Source organism: Dactylosporangium thailandense (genome assembly GCF_059739745.1).
Genome location: NZ_AP029195.1, coordinates 4,768,680 through 4,790,029, shown reverse-complemented (window position 1 = coordinate 4,790,029; position 21,350 = coordinate 4,768,680). Strand labels below are relative to the sequence as shown.

Sequence of the window (21,350 nt, the reverse complement as noted above, 5' to 3'; positions counted from 1 at the left end):
GTTCCCCAGGGGCCGGCCACCGTTTTGCCGAGCTGATTGAGCCCGGTCAGGCCTGGGCCATGCGACCCGACCTCGCGTTTGCCTCGGCGAAGTCCACGAGGATGGTGTCCTCGGCCGAGCCGAGCCGTTCGCGCTGGGCGATGATGTCACCCAGTCGCAGTGCCTTGGTGCCGGTGATCTCGTCCGCCGGCGTCCACTCCCGCATGCGGGACACGGTCGGGCCGTGGACGACGAAGACCTGGCCCGTGATCCCGCGGGAGTACTCCGAGCCGAGGAAGGTCGTCAGGGCGGCCACGCTCTCGGGGTCCCATTCGTCGACCGATCCCTCGGCCGGCTCCATGCCCTCCACGACGCCTTCTGTCATGCCGGTCCGTGCGCGAGGGCAGATCGAATTGGCTCGCACGCCGTAGCGTGCGAGCTCGCGCGCCGCGACCTGGGTGAGAGCGACGATGCCGGCCTTGGCCGCCGAGTAGTTGACCTGCCCGAAGTTGCCGTAGAGCCCGGCCTCCGAGGAGGTCGTCACCACCGTTGCGTCGACCGGCTTCCCGGACTCCTGGTGCAGCGCCTTCCAATGCACTGCCGCGAAGTGCAGAGGGCCGGCGTGCCCCTTGAGGTGGACGGCCATCACCGCGTCCCACTCGGCCTCGGAGATGTTGACGATGGTGCGATCCCGGATGATCCCGGCATTGCAGACCAGGGCGTCGAGCTTGCCGTTCACGTTGACAGCCTGGCTGATCAGCCGCTCGGCGCCGTCCCAGGTGGAGATGTCGTCCGTGTTGGGCTCGGCGCTCCCCCCGGCCGCGCGAATCTCCTCGACGGCGTCGTCGGCGACGGGCCGGCCGTCCGGCGTTTTACCCACGTCGTTCACGACCACATGGGCGCCCGCCCGGGCGAGCGCCCTCGCCTCGGCGCGTCCGATGCCCTGGCCGGCGCCGGTGACGACGGCGACCTTCCCCTTCAGTTCATCCATGACTGTCCTTCTTCCCGGTGCTCGCGCGGCTCAGTCCGCGGGTACTCCGCGTGGGGTCACCGGCACTGAAACACATCTGCTTAGCCATGTAAAGGGACGCTCGGGTCGTTGCGCCAGGTCATTGCCGATGTTATACATGGCTAACTAATGAGTGACGTGCGTCATGTCCTCGTAACCGAGACCGCCCTGCCGTCCCACACCCCTCGCGACGAGAGGAATGAGCATGCCTACTCCCGCGCCGACGACAAAGGCCGACCGCGAGGCCTACTACCGCGACCATGGGTACTGGACGTCCGAACGCCTCGGGTGGTGGGTGTTCGACGTTGCCGAGCGCACTCCGGATCGCGAGTTCCTCGTGATCGGCGACCTTCGCCTGACCTACGGCGAGTTCGCTGCCTGGGCCGATGTGCTTGCCGCGCACCTGGTCGAAGCAGGGGTCGTCCGTGGCGACCGCGTCCTCATCCAGCTGCCGAACCTGGCCGAAGCGCTGCTGGGCCAGGTGGCGGCCTTCCGCATCGGTGCGGTGAACGTGCCGGTCGTGCCGATCTACCGCGAGCACGAGATGGCACACATCGTGAACGACTGCAAGCCACGCGCGGTGATCTCGATCGCCGAGAATCGGGGCCGGCGTCCTGCCGACGAGCTCGACGGCATCCTCGATGGCGCGTCGTGGGGACCGGTGGCGCGTTTCTGCGTCGGCCTGAGCGAAGCGCGTCCCGGCTGGCGCTCCTTCCCGCAGCGGGATGCCCCGCGGCCCCCGGTCTCCCTCCCGGACCCGCTCGAGCCCGAGAAGTGCGGCCTGATGCTGTACACGTCAGGGACGACTTCGGCGCCGAAGGGAGTTGAGCTCACGGGTCGGGGGTTCGTGTCGAACGCGCGCAGCATCCGCCACACGATGTCGCTGGGCGCGAACGATGTGTTCTTCTGCGCCTCGCCGCTCTCGCACCTCGCTGGCTTCGTCGCCGGCGTCGTCTGGCCGGCGTCCATGGGCGCCAAGATCGTCGTGATGCCGACCTGGAACGGGGCCGAGGCGGCGCGCATCATCGAGCGCGAGCGTTGCACCTTCACCACCGCCGCCTCGGTCTTCCTCCACGACCTGGTCGCGGCTCATCGCGAAGGCATCGGGACCGAGCACCCCATCACCGTTTTCATGTCCGGGGGTGCCTCGACCGCGCCCGACCTGATCCGGGCGGCAGGGGAGGTCGGGATTACGGCGCTGCGCGGCTACGGCATGACTGAGACCGGTGGGGGAGTCTCGTGGGTAGCGCCGACCGAGCCGCTCGACATCAGGGCCGAGTACGACGGTGCTGTCGTTCCCGGCAGCGAGATCCAGGCAGTTGACTCGGATCGTCGGCTGCTCCCCCCGGGCGAGGAGGGCGAACTGCGGATCCGCGGCCCGCAGGCTCTCATCGGCTACACCGATCCTGGACTCACCCGGGAGCAGATGGATGACGAGGGCTGGTTCTACACCGGCGACCTCGGGCGGGTCGACGAGCACGGCCGTGTGCGCATCACGGGTCGCACCAAGGACATCATCAACCGCGCGGGCGAGAAGTTCTCCGCGCGCGACATCGAGGAGTTCATCCAGCGGCACGCCGCCATCGAGATGGCGGCCGTCGTCGGACTGCCCGATGAGCGGCTCGGTGAGGTCGTCGGAGCATTCGTCACCTTGGCTGCCGGCCGCGAGTGGCCTGGCGACGCCGAGATGGCGGCGTACCTGGATCAGGCCAAGCTCGCCAAGCAGAAGATCCCGACCTTGTGGCGCGTGCTCCCGGAACTGCCGCGGACCGCCTCGGGAAAGGTTCAGAAGCACGAACTGCGCAACCTGCCCTGATGCGTCACGACCGTGGAGCCGGTTGGCTGCGTGCCGAATCCGTGCCGGCGGCACGCCCGTCCGCCGTACTCCATAACCACAAGAGGAGCTGACCTGTGACACGTCCTGACCGAACCCCGGTCATCGCTGGCATCGGATTGTCCGACGGTCCCAAGGCGCCCCACCTCGACGCGCTTGGGCATCAGGGCCAGGCCATGCAACGAGCGTTGGCCGACTCCGGGCTCAGCAAGCATGACATCGACGGGTTTGGGTGTGCTGAGGCCTGGATTCCTGGTGTCCCAGGCGTGGACCTGCCGGAGACCGCGGAGTACCTCGGCCTCGATCCGCAATGGATCGAGGGCACGTACACCGGCGGATCGGCCTACGAGTTCCAGGTACAGCACGCCGAGGCCGCGATCAGATCCGGCATGGCGAACACGATCCTGCTGACCTACGGCAGCGACCTGCTCACGCGGATGGGGCGAAGCCTTGGTACGGCATACGGCCGCAAGCCGGTCGGCGGTGCGGCCTACGAGGAGCCCTACGGCAAGACGACCGTCGCGGCGTATGCGATGGCCGCTCAGCGCCACATGTACGAGTACGGCACCACTCCGGAGCAGCTTGCGAGTGTCGCCGTCGCGGTCCGCGAGCACGCCGCCCACAATCCGCAGGCCATCTATCGCAAACCGCTGACGGTCGATGACGTCCTGAACTCGCGCATGATCGCCGATCCCCTGCATCTTTTCGACTGTTGCGCGGTCACCGACGGCGGTGGGGCGGTCATCGTGACCACCGAGGAGCGCGCTCGCGACCTCAAGCAGCCGTTCATCTCGATCTTGGGGACGGCGGCCCGTCAGAATCACTGGAATATCTCCCAGGCGCCGGACGTGACCACGACGGCCGGGACGCGATCGGGGCCGGATGCGTTCGCGCGGGCGGGGTTGAGCCCCAACGACGTAGACATGGCCATGCTCTACGACAGTTTCACCATCACGGTCATCCTGCTGCTGGAGAGCCTCGGCTTCTGCAAGCCGGGCGAGGGGGGACCGTTCGCCGAGGAGGGCAACCTGCGTCTGGGGGGCCGGTTGCCGATCAACACGGATGGTGGTGGCCTGTCGGCCTGTCACCCAGGGCTTCGCGGCATCTTCCTGCTGATCGAGGCCGTCCGGCAGCTCCGCGGGCAGGCCGGCGCGGTGCAGGTCCCGGACTGCGAGGTGGCGCTTGCCGCCGGGTCCGGTGGTTGGTTCTCGACGATCGGGGTCACGATCCTCGGAAAGAACAGGTGAGACAGATGGCATCCGAGAACATCCGCGGCCAGCAGCACACCCTCGAGATCGTCGACGTCGCCGACACGTGGGTGAAGCCGGTCCCCGAGCTCGACCCCGTCAGCATCACCTACTTCCGGGCGGCCTACGACGGAACGCTGCTGATCCAGCGCTGCCCTGCCTGTGGCAACGCGCAGCACTACCCCCGCCTTGTCTGCAGCACATGTGCGGCGACACCCGAGTGGGAGGCGGCCAGTGGGCGGGGCACCATCTACACCTTCACCGTCGTCCGGCAGGCCGGAATGCCCGGGTTCGACGAGGAGGCGCCGTATGTCATCGCCCTCGTCGACCTCGACGAAGGGCCCCGGGTGATGGGCAACATTACCGACTGCCCCGTGGACGAGGTGCACATCGGCCAGCGCGTGCAGGCCTACCAGCTGCGGATCGCCGACGGGATCGGCCTTCCCCAGTGGCGGCCTCAGCCCACCTCCGGCTGAGCCCGCGACCGTTCATCGCTCCATTTGTTCGGCAACCGTCTCCGCACCCCTCGACACCAGCCATATGCGGCACCAGTTCCTAATGCTTAGGCATGTTAACTAATCGGACGTCTGAGTCATTCCCCGCCAAGGAGCCCCTCGTGAAGTTCAGATCCTTAATCGGCCTCGGCGCCCTGGCGCTGGCCGCCTCAATGACGCTTACCGCTTGCGGCTCCAAAGACGGCAGCAACGCCTCGAGCGGTGGCGACAAGCCTCTGGTCATCGGCTTTGCCGCCCCGCTCACCAGCGGCAACGCCGCCGTGGCCGACCAGATGGTCAACACCGCCAAGCTGGCCGTGAAGACGATCAACGCGAACGGTGGCGCCGGCGGCCGGCAGCTCACGCTCAAGGTGTACGACGACAAGCTCACCGCCGACGAGTCGGCCAAGGTCGCCCAGCGGGCCATCACGGTGGACAAGGCCGAAGTCATGATGGGCGGCTACACCAGCATCGAGGGCCTCGCCATCCGCAAGCTCGTCGAGCCGCGGAAGATCGTCTTCATCAACTCGTCAACGATCTCGCCCGCGCTGATGGACGGCGCGAAATACACGTTCCGCACCACGGTCGACCAGAGCGACTACCCGGTCCAGATGATCGACCTGCTCAAGTCGCTCGGGTACAAGCACCCCGTGGTGACCGCCGACAACGGGCCGACCGGGTCGACGCTGTGGCAGCCCATCGTCGACCAGGCGAAGCGCGCGGGCCTGGATCCGGGTGAGACCGTGCACTACACGCTCGGCGCGACCGACCTGACCTCAGCCGTGTCCCAGCTGAAGAGCGAGCACCCCGACGCGGTCGTCCACATCGGGTCGGCGGCAGCCGACGCCGGCCTCATGCTCAAGACGATGGCGGAGGCCGGAGTCACGGTGCCGGTCGTCGGGTTCGGCTCGCTGATCGCACCGGACGCCCTGAAGATCGGCGGCGACGCCTACACCAGGCTGCCGGCGATCTACACGCTCGCCAACCAGCAGCCGTCCAAGCCCGAGTACCAGAGCTTCATCAAGGCGTACGCCGCCGAGTACGGCGGCAGCGTGGACGATCTCGCCCTCGGGCTGGCCGAGCAGGACGGCGCCACCTGGGATGCCTTCACCGTTTTGAAGAAGGGACTCGACGCGAGCAAGGGCAGCACCGACGGGGACGAGCTCGCCAAGGCGATCGACGGCATCACGCCCTTCACCGGCGCCGCCGGCAAGGCGGGAGCGCTGATCAACTTCGCCGACGGGCGCGACGGGTTCAGCAAGTCGTTGGTGGCGTTCCAGTTCGTCAACGGCAAGCCGAAGGAACTGGCTCAGCAGCCCTAGTGATGGACACGCTGGGCCCGAACAGGCCGGGCCCAGCGTTCCACCGCTCGTCACCCACGACACCTGACGATGAGGAAGGAAACAGCACATGCGGGTCTTCGATGGCCTGACCGATCTGGTCGACTCTGAAGGAGAGGACCTCGGAGCCAGCGACTGGATCCTGGTGGACCAGAAGCGCATCGACGGATTCGCTGACGTGACCGGAGACGACCAATGGATCCATGTCGACCCGGTCCGCGCCGCCTCCGGCCCCTTCGGGCGAACAATCGCACACGGCTACCTGACCCTGTCGCTGCTCGCCGAGCTCACGACCCGGCTGTACCGCGTCGAGAACGTGTCCTTCGCGGTGAACTACGGTCTGGACCGGGTGCGGTTCATCAGCCCGGTCCTCGAGGGTTCCCGGATCCGCGCCACGGCGCGGCTCGCGGAGGCCAGGAGAGTCGAGGATGCCGTCCAGCTTAAGCTGGAGAGCACGATCGAGATCGAAGGCGCGGACCGTCCGGCCGCGGTCGTCACCTCACTCGCTCGCTACTTCGCCTGAGCCTTCGCTGTGGGGCCGCTCGAAGCACGAATCCCCAACGCCATCGCCGCTCCGGCATCCTCCGCGGCGTACGACATCGAATCAGCACTCGACGAGGTCTTGGGCGGCGTCGGCCTGCCACGTGCGGATAGCGGCGGGCGCATCGAGTTCGTCGGCGCGGATCCGTGGTTCCCAGCCCGCTGCGGCTGGCTGGGGCCGCGAGCATCGCCCTCGTGGCGAAGTCGGTGGCGGTCGCCGCGCTGCATCGCGACCGCGGCGGACCAGGGCAAGACATCACCATGGACTTCCGTGCGCCGCACCGGCTGTGTCCGTTCTACGACCGGCGCTGGGAGCTGCTCGACGGCTACCCGGTGGAGTCGCCGGCGAACCGGAACCAGGCGCTCGGGCTCAGCTTCTATCGCACCGCGGACGACCGGTGGGTCATGCCGCTCAACCCTGCGCTTGCCGAAAACCGTGTCGCTGCGGCGCTGCGGCGCTCGGGAAACGGCCACCGCCATCTGAAGACCGACCGGCGCTCGCTTCAACGCGCCCTCCGATCGGCAAACGCAACAGCGCCTGTTTGCCGGCGACTCGATCGCCGGCGCGGTCCACGAGACCGACGCGGTCGAGTACCGCTTCGACGCGCCCGGACGCGTCCCGGTCCCGGCACGCGGCCGTGGCACGCAGGTTGTCCCGGCCGGACAGGTGAGAGTGGAACTGCGGCACCTCTACGGTCGCGCCCACCCGGCGCAGCGCTTCGATGCGCCATTCGGGCACCGGCAGGCCGAGCAGTCACATCTGCCCGGCACTCGGGCGGGTCAGCCCCAACAGCATCCGGATCAGCGTCGTCTTGCCGGCGCCGTTCATCCCGAACAGCCCATACTCGCAGCCGGCCGGCACCTGGAGGTCGACCCGGTCCATCGCGTGCCGTTGCCCGAACTTCTTGCTTAGTCCTTCGGCTCGGGGCACGTCATGGCTCATGCCACCAACGCCATGGGCTCGCCAGGGGTGGGCCGTCCGGCGTAACTATTCGAGCATCTTCAGGCGGATGACTGGGGGTTGATACTTGCCGTTGGCCTGGTCGTGGTCCGCCGACTGCTGCACCAGCATTTCGAGCGTGCCGATGAGGTGTTCCTGCACCGCCTCGCCGGCGCCGGCGGCGTTTCTCGCGATGACGTTGTCGTAGATCTTCTCGTGCACGGCCAGAATGTCGGCGAGTGTCCGGGTCTTGGTGGTCGACAGGCCGAGTGCGTGCATCTGGGAACGCGTGTTCGCGACCACCTGCACGACGCGTTCGTTGCCGGCTGCCCGCACGATGGCCTCGTGGAAGACGAGATCGTGCTTTTGGAACAGCCGCTCGTCGCCGGCATCGCACGCCTTGCGCATGCCGTCGAACGCCTTCGTCAGCACGGCACGATCACGATCACTCATCCGTGTCGCGGCGCGGTACGCCGACGGCGCCTCAAGGAGGAGTCGCAACGAGTAGATCTCTTCGATATCCTTGACCGACAGTTCGAGAATACGCACGCCGCGGCTGCGCTCGAACCGGACCATCCCGTTCGCCGCGAACTGCAGCAGCGCCTCGCGCACGGGTGTGCGCGACACGCCGAGCTGGTTCGCGATCTCGACGACCGAGTACAAGGAACCGGGAACCAGTTCACCGGAGCGAATCGCGTCCCTGATCTGGTCGAAGACACGCCCGGTCAGCGATGCCTGATCGCTGGACAGCGGTTTCACGCGCGCTCACTCTTTCCATCGGCGAGGCACGAGAGGTCACTGCGACCTCTGTTACACGGAAAAATCGCCGGCACCATCATTCCCCAGGTTTCGGTCGGCAGGGCTACAGAAAGGATAGATCAGCGCCTTGGCTGGCCGGCAGGACCGTCTCAGCGTAGAGCCGTCGCCAGCCCCGGGCGGGAAGCGCGGCCGGTGTGAAGTCACGCATGCGCTGGACGATTTCGGTCTCGTCCACGAGAAGGTCGAGCCGCCGGGCGGGCACGTCCAGCCGGATCAGGTCTCCGTTACGGACCACGGCGAGCGGCCCGCCGACGGCCGCCTCGGGGTCGCAGTGCAGTACGACAGTGCCGTACGAGGTGCCGCTCATCCTCGCGTCGCTGACCCTGACCATGTCCCGGACACCCTGCCGTGCCAGTTTCCGGGGGATGGGCAGGGCGCCGGCCTCGGGCATTCCCGCAGCGACCGGCCCGGCCCCACGAAGTACGAGAACATGGTCGGGCGTAATGTCCAGATCAGGATCGTCGAGGATCGCGGCGATGTCCTGACCGGCTTCGACCACGAAGGCGGGGCCGGTGTGTCGCAGCAGCTCGGGGCTGGCCGCTGAGGTCTTGATCACCGCGCCGTTGGGAGCGAGTGACCCGGCCAGTACCGCCAGTGCCCCAGTCGGGCCGAGTGGGTCACTGAGCGGACGAATGACCTGCTGCCAGTCCTCGCGCGGGCGGGTCTGCGCGAGCAACTCGGCGAGCGGGCGCCCGCTGACGCCGACCGTCGATGTCTCCAGGTGTGGTTCGAGCTCCTTGAGCAGCGCGGGGAGGCCGCCCGAGCGATGAAAGTCCTCCATGTAGTTGGCGCCTGACGGCTTGCAGTCGACGAGCAGCGGCACTTTGGCGCCGATGGTGTCGAACTCGTCGAGCGACAGGTCGACGCCTGCGCGTCGAGCCACGGCGACCATGTGCACGAGTGCGTTGGTGGAGCCGCCGAGCGCGGCGAGCACCTTGACAGCGTTCTCGAACGCCTGCCTGGTCAGAATCTGCCGGGGCAGGGGCGCCCCTTGCCGGGCCAGTTCGACTGCACGGCGTCCGGTTGCGGTGCCGTGCCGCAGGCGCGCGCCCGTCACGGCGCCCGGGGTGGCTCCGCCGGGAAGCATCATGCCCAGGGTCTCGGTCATGCAGGCCATGGTGGATGCGGTACCCATGACGGCACAGGTCCCCGCGGTTGCCACCAGTTCGCTGCGGGCTTCGGTGATCTGGTCGGCGTCCAGGGCCCCGGCCCGGTGCTCTCCCCACAGCCGCCGGCAGTCGGTGCACGCGCCGAGCCGCTCGCCGCGCCAGCTGCCGGTCATCATCGGTCCGACGACCTCCAGCAGGACCGGCTTGTCCGCCGAGGCCGCAGCCATCAGCTGGGCGGGAACCGTCTTGTCGCATCCGCCGAGCAGGATGGCGGCGTCCATCGGCAGCGCGTGGATCATCTCCTCGGTGTCCATCGCCATCAGGTTGCGGAACAACATGGAGGTGGGCGAGGTAAGGATCTCGCCGAGGGAGATCGTCGGGAACTCCATCGGCAGGCCACCGGCTTCGAAGACGCCCCTGCGAACGGCTTCCAGCAGCGCCGGCATCTCCCGATGACAGGTGTTGTAGGAAGACGTCGTGACCGCGATCCCGATCACAGGCCGGTCGAGATCGACGTCGTCGTAGCCCGCCGAAGCGAGGAACGCGCGGCGAAGGTACCGGCTGAAGCCGTCGTCGCCGTAAGCGGTCCGGCTGCGGTCGATCGCGGAAACGGACTCATGTGCAGGCATGACAGGGGCACCTCTTACATGTACGGGATGCTGACGATTTGGAGCTGTGAGCGCCGCGGCGCTCAGCCGGCCAACGGCATCGCGAGTGGACGCATGGGCGCCCCGGTCGCGCCGCGGATCTTCAGGCAGGCGCCGATGAAGGCGAACTCGTAGAGCGACTCGGCGGCGAGCCGCTCGCAGTCGACGATTTCCATCATCGGTACACCGGCTTCGCCGAGCAGGTAGGTGTGGACCACCTGCCAGTTCTCGGGATCGTCGGCGGGCATCTGCTCCAGTGCCGAGTTGTCGCCGCCGATCACCGCCGCTCCGGCCCGGGCCAGATACTGCGCGCCCTCGAGGTTCAGGCCCGGACTGTTGTCGATGTAGCGTCGCGGGTCAGGCCACTGGGTCATTCGTCCGGTGCGGACAAGGGCGATGTCTCCCGGGACGAACGAGGTGCCCTGTCGCCGAAGCGCGTCGCGGAGATCGTCGGCTCCGATTCCGTAGTTGTCCGGCAGCATGTCGACGCCGTGCAGGCCCGCGACGTCGAAGAGCACACCCCGGCCGATGATCGGCGGTATCTTGTCGGCGCCGCACCTGGTCCAATGCCGCGAGCTGAGGTGCTGAGCCGCGGAGAATCCGTTCCAGATCTCGCCGTTGTACCCGAAGTGGTTCAGCGTGTCGATGTGCGTCCCCGTGTGGGTATACATCGACACGGCGTCGCCTGAGTAGGAGACCAGCTGGTTCTGGGCGCGACCGGCGCCGGTGAGGTCGTCCAGGACGGTGCCGCCGGGGGTGTGGGTCATCCATTGCTGGAAGGCCGGATCGCCGGCCTTGATCCACGACGGCATGCCGATGAACATGTCCACGGAGAGGTCGATCGCGGCGCCGCCGTCGGCTCGGCGCATGACCTCCCGCGCCGACGCCGGCGACAACAGGTTGAGCATGCCGATCTCGTCCTCGGCGCCGAAGGGGCTCCGCGTCACCTTCCGGAACTCGGCGGCGTACGCCGCGATCCTCCTGCGGGTCTCCGGCGTGATGAACTCGGGTCCGCACATGGCCGTTCTCCTTTCCGCCTGCCTCGTCCTGCCCTGCTGACGGCGCCCGGCTACGTGCCGGTCGCAGCAGTCCGGGTGATCTCCCGGTACTGGTCGGGTTTGCGCTCGGCGAAGACCTCGAGCTCGTACTCGCCCGGAACGATCACCAGCTTCTTGTTGCGGGCCTGGGCGAGGTGCACGTCGGCGCCGAAGATCCCCTCGGCCCCGCCCGCGTCGACGAGGACCTCGCCGGCGGGTGAGACCACCTGGCTGCGGCCGAGGAAGGCGACGCCGTTCTCCTCGTCCGCGCGGTCGGCCACGGCAAGGTAGACGAGGTTTTCCAGTGCCCGGACCCGAGTGACGTGCTCGGCGAGAAAGGTGGCGCTCTGCGGCCACGCGGTCGGCATCGCGATGACGTCTGCCCCTTGCAGCGCGAGCACGCGCGCCGACTCGGGGAAGCGAAGGTCGAAGCAGATCATCACGCCGATGTTGCCGATCGGGGTCTCGACCACCCGGGGGCTGTCGCCGAGGCCCGGCTCCACGAAGCGGTCGACGCCGAGGTAGGGCAGGTGCTGCTTGCGATAGATCCCGAGAATCCCGTCCGGCCCCAGCGTCACCGCAGCGTTATAGAGCACGTCGCCGACCGACTCGAGGAACCCGACTACGGCGATGACCGACGCCCGTCGGCAGGCCTCGACGAGATGGGCGACTCGCCGGTCTCCCAGTGCGATGGCTCGCCGCTCAGCCTCGGCGCGCGAGTCGAACAGGTATCCGCTGAGTGCGCACTCGGGAAACACGAGGAGCTCGTGGCCCGCCGCCCCGCCGCGGCCGATCGCACCGATCGCCATCGCTAGGTTGGCGTCCAGATCGTCCTTGGTTGAGGGCAGTTGAGCAACCGCGACCCGCGTTGTTTTGTTTGTTTCATGCACCTCGGGTGACCCGCCTTCCAGCTCCAACGGGGACCGAAACGTAGCATGCTGCATGCAGCACGTCAATCAACGGGCGTCTCCGGATGGGCCTTGACATGCTGCATGCAGCATGTCAGCCTCGTTCGAGCTCGCAAGTTGTTGACGCAGGTCAGACTGTCTGGCTCCGTGCCGATGGGCCGCCATTGCTCCGGTTCACGATCTCTCGTCGAGGTGCATGGGTGCCGTCGGGGCCGCACGTTCAGGCACTCTCTCCGGCCGCTTGAGAAGACCCTCATCGCTTGAAGGATGTCGATATGAGCAACGTCGTCATGATCACCGGCGCGAGCGGTGGGATCGGCGCCGGCACCGCCCGGGCGGTCGCCGCCGCCGGCAGCCCCGTCCTGCTGGTTGATCATCGAGCGGACGGCATCGAGCGACTCGCCGCGGAACTGCGCGCCGACGGGCGACAAGCTCTGGCCTACCCGGCCGACGTCACGAACGAGGCCGCCGTCCAGGGTGCGGTCGCGGCGGTGGTGGAGGAATGGGGCAGCATCCACGCGCTGGTCAACTGCGCCGCTACCATGATCTCCCGGTCCCTCACCGAAACCACGCTCGAGGACTGGACCCGGGTGCTCGGCGTCAACGCCACCGGCACGTTCCTCACGTGCAAGCACGTCGTCCGCGCGCTGGTCGCACAGGACACGGGCGGCGTCATCCTGAATGTCTCGTCGATCTCCGGTCGCGTAGGCCTGCCGAACCAGCCCGCGTACTGCGCGTCGAAGGGCGCGGTACTGCAGCTGAGCCGGCAGATCGCCGCCGACTACGCCCGGCACGACATCCGCTGCAACGTGGTGAGCCCGGGATCGGTGCGAACGGAGCAGTTGCGCTCGTATCTCGCCGCCCAAGCCGATCCGGCCGCGGCCGAGCGCGTGCTCGTGGACGCGCATCCGCTACGCCGGATCGCCGACGTCGCCGAGATCTCCGCAGTGATCGTCTTTCTGCTCAGCCCCCAGGCGAGCTTCATCACCGGCGCCGACGTGCCGGTCGACGGTGGCTACACCGCCGTCTGACCGGCCGATCCCGGGCTCATAGGAGGTACATGCCGATGTCTTTCGACAAACGCGGACCGCAGCAACAGAACGTGCCCGTGCGTCAACCCCGGCTGAGCCTGCCGCGGGGCCCGTTCGTGCCGGTGTGGGTGATGGCAGCCGCGCTCTTCGCGGCCAGCCCACTGATCGCACCCGGCAGCCTCTCGGTCTCCGCGCTGCAGTCGATGCTGCCCTTCGCCGCGATCCTCGCGATCGCCGCGCTCGGCCAGTCGTTTGTGATCAGTCAGGGGGGCATCGACCTGTCGGTGCCCGGTGCGATGGCGCTGGCCGCCGTGTTTGCCACCAAGGTGCCCCAGACGACCGGCATGCCGGTGCCGCTCGCAGCCGCCCTCGGGCTGTTGGCCGGTGCCGTGGGAGGCCTCGTCATCGGCATCGCCGTGGTGCGGTTCGGCATTGCCGCGTTTGTGGTCACCCTGGCCATGAACGCGGTGCTCATCGGCGCCGTCATGCAACTGTCGAAGGGCTTTCCGGGATCGGCACATCGTCGGTTCAGCGAGTTTGCGGCCGGCTCGCTGTGGATCGTTCCCAACCTGCTGACCATCGCCGTCGTTCTGGTCGCCGTCACGCAGTGGCTGCGACGCCGTTCGGTGGCGGGTCGCCGTTTCATGGCCGTCGGGGCGAGTTCCTCGGCGGCGCGGCTGCTCGGTGTCCGGACGTCGACCTATCAGATCTCCGCCTACGTCGTGGCCGGACTCCTCTACGCGCTGGCGGGCCTGCTGCTCGCCGGATACCTGCGTACGCCCGACATCCTGCTCGGCAACACGTACCAGCTTTCGTCGATCGCCGCCGTGGTGCTCGGCGGAAGCCTGCTGACCGGTGGCGTGAGCAGTGCCGCCGCCACCGGCGGGGCGGCGTTGTTCCTGACCCAGCTCAATCAGGTCGTCTTGGCCGCGGGCGCCACAACGTCGGTCCAACTGCTCGTCCAAGCGGCTGTGCTCGCACTGGCGGTCATCCTTCGCCGGGTTCCGTTCGGTGCGATCTCTCGCTCCTTCAAGGCAACCGGATCCCCTGCCCGGTGACGCGGATCGAAGGATCACGGCAACCGGAAACACCCCCGACTGGAGTGACGATGCTCTACAAGCGACGCCGCATGCTGGCGGCCGGCTCACTAGTCACCGCTTTCCTCGCCATCACGGGATGTGCGACGCCGAAGGGTGACACGGCGAGTTCCACGAACGTCGACAAGGTCTACAACGACACCACCCGGATCGGCGACGTCAGTCAACTGAAGCCGATCACCGAGTTCTGCGGCAGCAAACCGCTGAAGGTGGCGCTCGCTGACGGCACGGGTGACAACGCCTGGCGCAAGACGGCCCGTGCGGAGTTCGAGAACGAGGCACGCAAGTGTCCCAACCTGACCGTGCTGCCGTATTCCGACGCCCAGAACAACCCGCAGAAGGCGATCGGCGACATCAAGGCGCTCGTGAGCCAGGGCGCCGACGCGATCGTCGTCTTCCCCGATGCCGGTGAGGCGCTGCTGCCCACCCTCCGGGAGGCGTTTCAGGCCGGCGTGGCCGTGGTGCCCTGGACCGCCAATCCGGGTGGCACGCCGGGCAAGGACTACACGACGTTCGTCGGCCACAACACCATCAACGACGGACATACCTGGGCACGGTGGACGTGTGAGCATCTGGGCGACGCGGGTGGCAACGTCCTCTTTCTCGGCGGTACACCGGGAAACACCCAGAGCACGACCGAGCTCAAAGGCGTCGAGGAAGAGTTCGCCAGCAACGCGGCCTGCAAGAACGTGAAGCTGCTGAACGACGCCGGGAAGCCGATCGACACGAACTGGAACCCCGCCCAGACGCAACGCGTCGTCGCCGGGCTGTTGACGAAGTACCCGAAGGTCGACGCGATCATCTCCGACTCGGGTGACGGCTCGCTGGGCGGCATCCGTGCCTTCCAATCGGCCAACCGCAAGCTGCCACTGTGGACCGCGAACGACCTCAACGGCTTCGCGTGCGAGTGGAAGCAGACGCACACCCAGCAGCCGGACTTCAACGTTGTCACCGTGTCCAGCCGGACGTGGATCGTCCGGCTCGCCCTGCGCAAGGCCGTCGCCGCCAAGGAAGGCATCAAGAACGACGAGCCCGAGATCATCAACATCCCGATCTACGAGGACAGCTTCGACAGCGCCAAGCAGCCCAAGTGCGAACCGACGCTGCCGACCAGCGCCATCCTGTCCGCCCAGATGCCCGCCGACGAACTCAAGAACGTCTACAACTGAGGCACATCCAGGCCTGGCCGCAGCCGGTCGCCCCGGCTGCGGCCAAGCACGAAGGGACACGCACCATGGACGCATCGAACGCCCGCCTGGTCATGCGTGGCGTGACGAAACGCTTCCCCGGCGTCCTCGCACTCGACAGGGTCGACTTCGAAGTCCACGCCGGTGAGATCCACGCGCTTGTCGGCGGCAACGGCGCCGGAAAGTCCACCCTCATGGCCGTCGCCTCCGGTGCGCTCAAGCCGGACAGCGGGCAGATCGAGATCGCCGGCCGAGTGATCACCGAGAGCTCGCCGACCGCCGCGCGGTCGGAGGGGCTCGCGATCGCCTTCCAGCATCCGGCGCTGTTGCCCGACCTCACGGTGACCGAAAACCTCATGCTGTCGGTACCGGACCGGCAGCGGCCCAGGTTCTCCGGTGCGACGCGGTGGGCGGTGGGCAAACTGCTTGCGATGGGGATGCCGATCGATCCCACCGCGACGGCCCGGACCCTGACCCTGGCGGAGAAGCAGGCGGTCGAGATCTGCGGCGCGCTGGCCTGTGACCCCCAGGTCGTCATCTTCGACGAGCCCACCGAGCCCTTCATGGCCGCCGAGACCGCCCGGCTGTTCGAGTGCATCCAGCAGCTGGCCGCCCGCGGTGTCGCGGTCGTCTACATCAGCCACCGCCTGCCCGACGTCTTCGCGCTGGCCGACCGCATCACGGTCCTGCGCGACGGGCAGACGCGCGGAACGTTCAACCGTTCCGAGGTCACCGAGCAGGAGATCGTCACCCGCGTTGCCGGCCGCGAGGTCGCGGCGCTGTTTCCCGGCCGCGCCCGCGACCCGGGCGAACCCGTCCTGCAGGTACAGCACCTCACTTCGGACCGCTTCATCGATGTCAGCGTGGAACTCGGGCGGCACGAAATCCTCGGCCTTGCCGGGGTCGAAGGAAACGGCCAGCGCGAGTTCATCCGGGCCCTCGGCGGTGCCGCGCCGTGCGACGGCCAAGTGCTGGTCGAGGGTCGTTCGGCCAACGTGTCGAATCCGCGTTCGGCGCGCCGGTCAGGCATCGTCCTCATGCCGCAGGAACGTCACGTCGAGGGTGTCGCCACGGTCCACTCCGTTCGCGACAACCTGGCCGTCGCGGCCGTCAACCGGACGGCACGACACGGAGTCATCGGCGGCCAGCGTGAAGATCAGGTGGTACAGCGGGAGATCGCGAGCCTCGGCGTCAAGCTTGCTTCACCGGAGGTTGCCGTCGAGACACTGTCCGGCGGCAACCAGCAGAAGGTGGTACTCGGCCGCGCATTGCTCTCCGATCCCAAGGTCCTGCTCTGTGACGAGCCGACGCAGGGCATCGACGTCGGCGTGCGCTCCGACATCTACCACCGGTTGCGGGCCACCGCCGACAACGGCGTTCCTGTCGTCGTGCTCAGCTCGGACAACGCGGAGCTCACCGGGCTGTGCGACCGGGTCCTGGTCTTCTCCAAGGGCCGGGTGGTGGCCGACCTCACCGGCGCCGACATCACGGACGAGGCCATCACTGCGGCATCCCTGACCGGGTCGGTCGCCGGCCATGCCGACCGGAGCACCGCGTCGGCAGGGCCTCCGCGCCGGGGCTGGCGGCGTTTCCTCGCCGGCGAGCAGAGTCCGAGCGTGTTCCTGGCCGCCGCCGTGGTCGCCCTCGGCGTCGTCGGCGCAGCGCAGAACGCCCGGTTCCTGTCGAGCTTCAACATCGCCAGCGTGCTGGAGTTGCTCGCTCCCGTGCTGTTCCTGGCCGTCGGTCAGTTGATCGTGATGATGACGGGCGGTATCGATCTGTCCGTCGGCCCGCTGAGCGGCACGCTCGTCGTCGTGGCGTCGTTCTACGTCAGCGCCGACTTCGCGGTCGGGTGGTGGATCGTGGGCTTTCTCCTCATGGTGTTGCTGGCGGGGGCGGCCGGGCTATGCAACGGGGCGCTGGTGCGATTCGCGGCCGTCACGCCGGTGGTGGCCACGCTCGTCACGTACATGGCGCTGCAAGGATTGTCGCTCGCCATGCGGGACACGCCCGGAGGCACGATCGCCCAGCCGGTGACCGATGTGTTGAAGGCGAGCGTGGGCCCGATTCCCTGGGCGGTGCTGCTCGGTACGGCACTCGTGATCGCGCTCGAGTTCGTCTCCCGGCGCAGCATGGCCGGGCTCTTCCTACGCGGTAGCGGGTCGGACGACCGGGCGGCGCACAAGCGCGGCATCCCGGTCGGCAAGGTCAAGGTGCTGGCCTACGTGGCGAGCTCGGTGTGCGCGCTGCTCGGCGGCTTGCTGCTGGCGGCCCAGATCGGTGTGGGCGACCCGACCGCAGGCACCTCGTACACGCTGGCGAGCATCACCGCCATCGTCCTCGGCGGGGCCTCCATCTTCGGTGGACGCGGCAGTTTCATCGGGGTGCTCTTCGGCGTGCTGCTGCTGCAGGTGACCCAGAATGTTGCCGTGTTCGCCGGGCTGTCGCAGGCATGGCAGTACTGGCTACCCGGCCTGATGGCACTCGCGGCGACCGGACTCTTCGCCCAGGCGCAACGCCGGAGCCAGCGGTGATCGAGAAATGGGGAGGTCTCCGGTAGTTGGTGGTTCGACCAAGAAGCACCAGGCCCGGAGATCTCGTGGACACCGTAGCGGTGACGAGGCGGCATGATATTACCGACGCGCAGTGGGCGGTTCTGGCTGCGGTGTTGCCTGCGGCGTCGGTGCTGGGCCGGCCGCTGCAGTGGAGCAGGCGGCGGCTGATCGACGGGATCCGTTGGCGGATCCGGGTGGGCGCGCCGTGGCGTGATGTGCCTGCGGTGTGTGCGCCGTGGCAGACGTTGTACTGGTTGTTCCGCCGGTGGCAGCGTGACGGGACGTGGCAGCTGGTGCTGACCGCGTCTGGCGGGCCTCGTCGGTGGTGGCGGCAAAGTTAGTGAAGGCCGCGACGCGTGCCTCGGTGCCAGGTAGCAGCGGCTCGGACCGTGTCCACGCAACGCCGGCCATACCCCACAGCCGTCCTTCAACCACGATCGGCACCCCGACCACGGAACGGATGGTGGTGGTGGCGTGGAACGCTGCCGCGTCCGCAACATTCGGCTGGGCGAAACCGGAGACCTGCGGCCGCAGCTTGGTTGATCTGCTGGCGCCGTTGCGGCTCGCGGGGGAGTACCGGGCGGGGCTGGACCGGATCGCCGCCGGAAGAGCGGGCCGATGCTGGGCCGGCGGCTACGGCTGACGGCAGTGCACCGCGACGGGCACGAGTTCCCGGTCGAGTGCACGCTGACCGCGACCGGCACCGCCAGCGGCTGGCTAGTGCCATGTGTTCGCGCGTCGCGGGGCCTGACGGAGGCGCCGTCCAGCGCCGCGGCGGCGTCGCGGGTGGTGGAGGCCCTCGGGGCGCGGATGAGCTGGACGGTGGCCGAGGTGTGGCTGGTCGACGAGCAGCGGTAGCTGGTGGAGTGCGCGGCACGTCGCCGACGACCGCGAGCTCGGCGGGTTCGCGGTCGGGCGGCTCGAGTCAGGGACACGGCCAAGGCGATGCCGGCGCCCTCGGTCAGGATGTGGTGCTTCGAGCCCGCTCGGGTGCGGTCGACCGGGCTCGGACCGCTGAGGAACGAGACCGGCGGCCGCGCCGCCGGTTGGCGCATGGACGTACACCAGCCGCGCCGGAGCCGCGACGCACGCTGAGCTACGGCTTGCGACCGTTGATCACCAGGGACGGTCGATCTCACGGTGTCAACATCACGCGGCTGAATCCAGGACGCAGCCGCAGCATACGGCCGTCACCTCCAGTCGTGCAGCCTGGTGGCGAGCGTGCGCCGGGCGCGGTACAGGTGGCTGCGGATCGCCGGGACGGTACTGTCAGTGATCGCGGCGATGTCGTCGTAGCTGAGCCCCTCGAACTGGTAGAGGACCAGCGCGACGCGTTGGGCGGCGGGCAGCCCGGCGACGGCCTCGGTGACCGCGACGGCGGCCAGGTGCTGTTCGGCCTGCTCGGCTGGGCCACGGGCCGGATCGGCCGGTTCGGGCACCGCGTCGAGCGCGCTGGTCCGGGCGGCGCGGGTGCGCCTGTTCAGCGCCCGCGTGACGACGATACGGTGCAGCCAGGTGGCGAAGCTGGCGTCGCCCCGGAAGGTGGGCAGGGCGAGCCACGCGGCCAGCAGCGCCTCCTGGGTGACGTCCTCGGCATCCTCGCGTCTTCCCACCACGCCGAAGGCGACCCGGTAGGCGCGCGGGGCGTGGCGTTCGACGAGGACACGGTATGCGTCGAGGCACCCGTCCCGGGCGCGCCGCACCAGCAGCGTGTCGTCGGCGGAGCCGGCCGCGGTCCGGGCCGGCCGCCTGACGTCCGGGGAACGGGGGCCCATGCTCGCTGACGTGCCCGCGAGCGCACAGAGAAAACGCGAGCGCACAGAGAAAACCTGCCGCCGGCGCGCGAGGTTTCGCCGGCTCGGGTGTCTAACACAGGACGGTGGCCCTCGATTGCGAAGGAGCGCACGTCTCATGACCCAGACCCAGAACCCGGCGAGGACCGGCGAGACTAGGCCGACGGCCCGCGGCGGCGCGGAAGTCAAGGGCCCGATGCAGCAGAACCGGCTCGCCACCGAGGAGGGCAAGATCAGCGTCGCCGAAGGCGTGGTGCAGAAGATCGCCGGTATCGCGTGCCGGGAAGTCACCGGCGTGTACGCCATGGGCGCCGGCACCAGCCGCGCGTTCGGAGCGCTGCGGGAGAGAATTCCGGGCAGTACCGGGCCCAACGTCGCCCAGGGCGTCGGCGTCGAGGTCGGCGAGACGCAGGCGGCGGTCGACCTGGACGTCGTCGTGGAGTACGGGGTCGGCATCGCCGATCTCGGCCGTGGCATCCAGCGCAACGTCAAACAGTCCATCGAGCGGATGACCGGGCTGGAAGTCGTCGAGGTGAACATCAACGTCGACGACGTCCACCTGCCCGAGTCCGATGAGGCATCCGGCGAGTCGCGGGTGTCATGACGACCACGTCCGCCTCGCCGCCGGCCGTGGTGCACGGCGTCGACGTTGCGGCGGTGGCCGCCGCGGTGGCTGCCTGCCCCGCCGTCGCCGGCCTGGTCACCGGTCCCCGCGGCGGCCCGGCGACCTATCTGCCCGGGCAGCAGGTCGACGGTGTGCGAATCAGGCCGCGCAGGGTGGAGATCGCGATCCGGGCCCGGTGGGGCGTTCCCGCCGCCGAGGTCGCCGCGCAGGTTCGCGACGCGCTGCGGACGCTCGCGCCGGACCGGCGCGTCGACGTCGTCATCGCCGACCTGACCGACCCACCGCCGGCCGTTGCCGGGCCGGCGGACCGGGAGGCGGTGGAGTGGAAGCACTGAACGATGACCTGCAGCGGCGGGCGCGGCGACGGGCGTTCATCCGGGCCCATCATCCCGACCTCGGCGGCGACGCGGCGGTGTTCGTCGCCGGCTTGGCGGCGTTCGACGAGCCTGCCGCGCCGGGGGCGTCCCGGCGGGTCCGGGTGACTGTCGTGCGCCGTCGGCCGTTGCTGGTCCGGCTGCTGCGGATCTTGGCCCGGCATCGCCGGCCGGCACGGGTCCGCTAGCCGATCCGCCCTTTCCGCAGAGATGCCTTCCCCAGGGACGTGAGGGTATGAACCGTATCGCCTTCGGCACCGCGATAGGCATGGCGCTGGGATTCGCGGTGGCCTTCGGCAGCTTCGGCCAGATGCTGATCGTCGCAGTGTTCACCGCCCTCGGCTATGGCGTTGCCAAGGTGGTCGCCGGCGACGTGGACCTGCGCAGCTACCGCATCACCCGCAGCGGCAAGTGATGCTGAGCGGGACGCAGCTCCGTGCGGTCGAGCAGCCGCCCGGCTCGATCACCATCGCCGAGAAGGTGGTGGCGAAGCTTGCCTCGCGTGCGGCGCTGGAACTGCCCGACGCCGCGGCCGCCGCGCGGCGCGTCCTCGGCCGGTCCATGCCCAAGGCATCGGCTCGCGTCGAGGGCGACGTCGCCGTCATAGACTTGGAGATCGGCGTGCGTTGGCCGGCTTCGGTGCCGCGGGTCACCGCCGCGGTTCGCCGTCACGTGCGGGAACGGTTGGCGTCCCTGACCGGCCTGACTATCGCCGAAGTCCGCATCGTCGTGACCGACCTGGCCACGGGAATCCCGTCGTTGCGGGTGCGGTAACGGCCACGGGC

At 68.6% G+C, this 21,350-nt stretch carries 24 protein-coding genes and 1 pseudogene; 17 read left to right on the top strand and 8 right to left on the bottom strand.

The genetic code is table 11. The features are described from left to right. Positions 1 to 46: 46 nt before the first annotated feature. Positions 47 to 970 (bottom strand): SDR family NAD(P)-dependent oxidoreductase, encoded by a 924-nt coding sequence (locus AC6JBM_RS20745; protein ID WP_497985223.1) that lies wholly within the window; start codon positions 968 to 970, stop codon positions 47 to 49. A 223-nt stretch (positions 971 to 1,193) separates the two neighbouring features. On the opposite strand from AC6JBM_RS20745, the gene AC6JBM_RS20740 reads away from it, so the two are divergent. From AC6JBM_RS20740 to AC6JBM_RS20720, 5 genes are all read left to right on the top strand, one after another. Further along, entirely contained in the window at positions 1,194 to 2,804 is a 1,611-nt protein-coding gene (locus tag AC6JBM_RS20740) for a class I adenylate-forming enzyme family protein (RefSeq protein ID WP_497985222.1), read from the top strand. 95 nt (positions 2,805 to 2,899) lie between these two features. Next, a complete protein-coding gene (locus AC6JBM_RS20735) occupies positions 2,900 to 4,069 on the top strand; it encodes an acetyl-CoA acetyltransferase (RefSeq protein WP_497985221.1) in 1,170 nt (389 codons plus the stop codon). Between the two features lie 5 nt (positions 4,070 to 4,074). Beyond that, entirely contained in the window at positions 4,075 to 4,545 is a 471-nt protein-coding gene (locus tag AC6JBM_RS20730) for a Zn-ribbon domain-containing OB-fold protein (protein WP_350624628.1), read from the top strand. A 140-nt stretch (positions 4,546 to 4,685) separates the two neighbouring features. Continuing rightward, positions 4,686 to 5,885 carry an ABC transporter substrate-binding protein gene (locus AC6JBM_RS20725; RefSeq protein WP_497985220.1) on the top strand — a complete coding sequence of 400 codons (1,200 nt, stop codon included), beginning with the start codon at positions 4,686 to 4,688 and terminating at the stop codon, positions 5,883 to 5,885. 88 nt (positions 5,886 to 5,973) lie between these two features. Continuing rightward, positions 5,974 to 6,426 (top strand): MaoC family dehydratase, encoded by a 453-nt coding sequence (locus AC6JBM_RS20720; RefSeq protein ID WP_497985219.1) that lies wholly within the window; start codon positions 5,974 to 5,976, stop codon positions 6,424 to 6,426. 429 nt (positions 6,427 to 6,855) lie between these two features. Here AC6JBM_RS20720 and AC6JBM_RS20715 read toward each other — a convergent pair whose 3' ends face one another. The 6 genes from AC6JBM_RS20715 to AC6JBM_RS20690 form a co-directional block, all read right to left on the bottom strand. Then, on the bottom strand, positions 6,856 to 7,182 hold the full coding sequence (locus AC6JBM_RS20715) for a hypothetical protein (protein ID WP_497985218.1): 327 nt from the start codon (positions 7,180 to 7,182) through the stop codon (positions 6,856 to 6,858). 15 nt (positions 7,183 to 7,197) lie between these two features. Then, positions 7,198 to 7,386, bottom strand: coding sequence for an ATP-binding cassette domain-containing protein (locus AC6JBM_RS20710; RefSeq protein WP_497985217.1), 189 nt, complete (start codon positions 7,384 to 7,386; stop codon positions 7,198 to 7,200). Positions 7,387 to 7,431: 45 nt separating this feature from the next. Then, on the bottom strand, positions 7,432 to 8,142 hold the full coding sequence (locus AC6JBM_RS20705; RefSeq protein WP_350624638.1) for a GntR family transcriptional regulator: 711 nt from the start codon (positions 8,140 to 8,142) through the stop codon (positions 7,432 to 7,434). A 103-nt stretch (positions 8,143 to 8,245) separates the two neighbouring features. Next, positions 8,246 to 9,940 (bottom strand): dihydroxy-acid dehydratase, encoded by a 1,695-nt coding sequence (locus tag AC6JBM_RS20700; protein ID WP_497985216.1) that lies wholly within the window; start codon positions 9,938 to 9,940, stop codon positions 8,246 to 8,248. A 62-nt stretch (positions 9,941 to 10,002) separates the two neighbouring features. Continuing rightward, on the bottom strand, positions 10,003 to 10,977 hold the full coding sequence (locus AC6JBM_RS20695; RefSeq protein WP_497985215.1) for a cyclase family protein: 975 nt from the start codon (positions 10,975 to 10,977) through the stop codon (positions 10,003 to 10,005). A gap of 50 nt (positions 10,978 to 11,027) precedes the next feature. After that, positions 11,028 to 11,912 carry a carbon-nitrogen hydrolase family protein gene (locus tag AC6JBM_RS20690; protein WP_497985214.1) on the bottom strand — a complete coding sequence of 295 codons (885 nt, stop codon included), beginning with the start codon at positions 11,910 to 11,912 and terminating at the stop codon, positions 11,028 to 11,030. Positions 11,913 to 12,193: 281 nt separating this feature from the next. Between AC6JBM_RS20690 and AC6JBM_RS20685 the strand changes: the two genes are divergently transcribed. From AC6JBM_RS20685 to AC6JBM_RS20655, 7 genes and pseudogenes are all read left to right on the top strand, one after another. After that, positions 12,194 to 12,934 carry an SDR family NAD(P)-dependent oxidoreductase gene (locus tag AC6JBM_RS20685; RefSeq protein ID WP_497985213.1) on the top strand — a complete coding sequence of 247 codons (741 nt, stop codon included), beginning with the start codon at positions 12,194 to 12,196 and terminating at the stop codon, positions 12,932 to 12,934. A 29-nt stretch (positions 12,935 to 12,963) separates the two neighbouring features. Beyond that, positions 12,964 to 13,992, top strand: a complete 1,029-nt coding sequence (locus AC6JBM_RS20680) for an ABC transporter permease (protein WP_497985212.1) — start codon at positions 12,964 to 12,966, stop codon at positions 13,990 to 13,992. Between the two features lie 50 nt (positions 13,993 to 14,042). Beyond that, positions 14,043 to 15,200 carry a substrate-binding domain-containing protein gene (locus tag AC6JBM_RS20675; RefSeq protein ID WP_350624660.1) on the top strand — a complete coding sequence of 386 codons (1,158 nt, stop codon included), beginning with the start codon at positions 14,043 to 14,045 and terminating at the stop codon, positions 15,198 to 15,200. Between the two features lie 65 nt (positions 15,201 to 15,265). Continuing rightward, positions 15,266 to 17,752, top strand: a complete 2,487-nt coding sequence (locus AC6JBM_RS20670; RefSeq protein ID WP_497985211.1) for an ATP-binding cassette domain-containing protein — start codon at positions 15,266 to 15,268, stop codon at positions 17,750 to 17,752. 65 nt (positions 17,753 to 17,817) lie between these two features. Next, positions 17,818 to 18,081: pseudogene (locus AC6JBM_RS20665) on the top strand (transposase); the annotation flags it as partial. Between the two features lie 152 nt (positions 18,082 to 18,233). Next, entirely contained in the window at positions 18,234 to 18,416 is a 183-nt protein-coding gene (locus AC6JBM_RS20660; RefSeq protein ID WP_497985210.1) for a PAS domain-containing protein, read from the top strand. Then, positions 18,392 to 18,631, top strand: coding sequence for a hypothetical protein (locus tag AC6JBM_RS20655; protein ID WP_497985209.1), 240 nt, complete (start codon positions 18,392 to 18,394; stop codon positions 18,629 to 18,631). The genes AC6JBM_RS20660 and AC6JBM_RS20655 overlap by 25 nt, the downstream gene beginning before the upstream one ends. Before the next feature lie 332 nt (positions 18,632 to 18,963). Here AC6JBM_RS20655 and AC6JBM_RS20650 read toward each other — a convergent pair whose 3' ends face one another. Then, positions 18,964 to 19,548, bottom strand: a complete 585-nt coding sequence (locus AC6JBM_RS20650; RefSeq protein WP_497985208.1) for an RNA polymerase sigma factor — start codon at positions 19,546 to 19,548, stop codon at positions 18,964 to 18,966. A gap of 136 nt (positions 19,549 to 19,684) precedes the next feature. Between AC6JBM_RS20650 and AC6JBM_RS20645 the strand changes: the two genes are divergently transcribed. From AC6JBM_RS20645 to AC6JBM_RS20625, 5 genes are read left to right on the top strand one after another with little or no spacing between them, the layout of a single operon-like run. Beyond that, positions 19,685 to 20,170, top strand: a complete 486-nt coding sequence (locus AC6JBM_RS20645) for an Asp23/Gls24 family envelope stress response protein (protein ID WP_497985207.1) — start codon at positions 19,685 to 19,687, stop codon at positions 20,168 to 20,170. Further along, a complete protein-coding gene (locus tag AC6JBM_RS20640) occupies positions 20,167 to 20,526 on the top strand; it encodes a hypothetical protein (RefSeq protein ID WP_497985206.1) in 360 nt (119 codons plus the stop codon). The genes AC6JBM_RS20645 and AC6JBM_RS20640 overlap by 4 nt, the downstream gene beginning before the upstream one ends. Continuing rightward, positions 20,514 to 20,753: a hypothetical protein gene (locus AC6JBM_RS20635; RefSeq protein WP_497985205.1), complete on the top strand. Its 240-nt coding sequence runs from the start codon at positions 20,514 to 20,516 to the stop codon at positions 20,751 to 20,753. Before AC6JBM_RS20640 ends, AC6JBM_RS20635 begins: the two co-directional genes overlap by 13 nt. 47 nt (positions 20,754 to 20,800) lie before the next feature. Beyond that, complete coding sequence (locus AC6JBM_RS20630; protein WP_497985204.1) at positions 20,801 to 20,980, top strand: hypothetical protein; 180 nt, start codon at positions 20,801 to 20,803, stop codon at positions 20,978 to 20,980. Further along, positions 20,980 to 21,339, top strand: coding sequence for an Asp23/Gls24 family envelope stress response protein (locus tag AC6JBM_RS20625; protein ID WP_497985203.1), 360 nt, complete (start codon positions 20,980 to 20,982; stop codon positions 21,337 to 21,339). Before AC6JBM_RS20630 ends, AC6JBM_RS20625 begins: the two co-directional genes overlap by 1 nt. Positions 21,340 to 21,350: the final 11 nt, after the last annotated feature.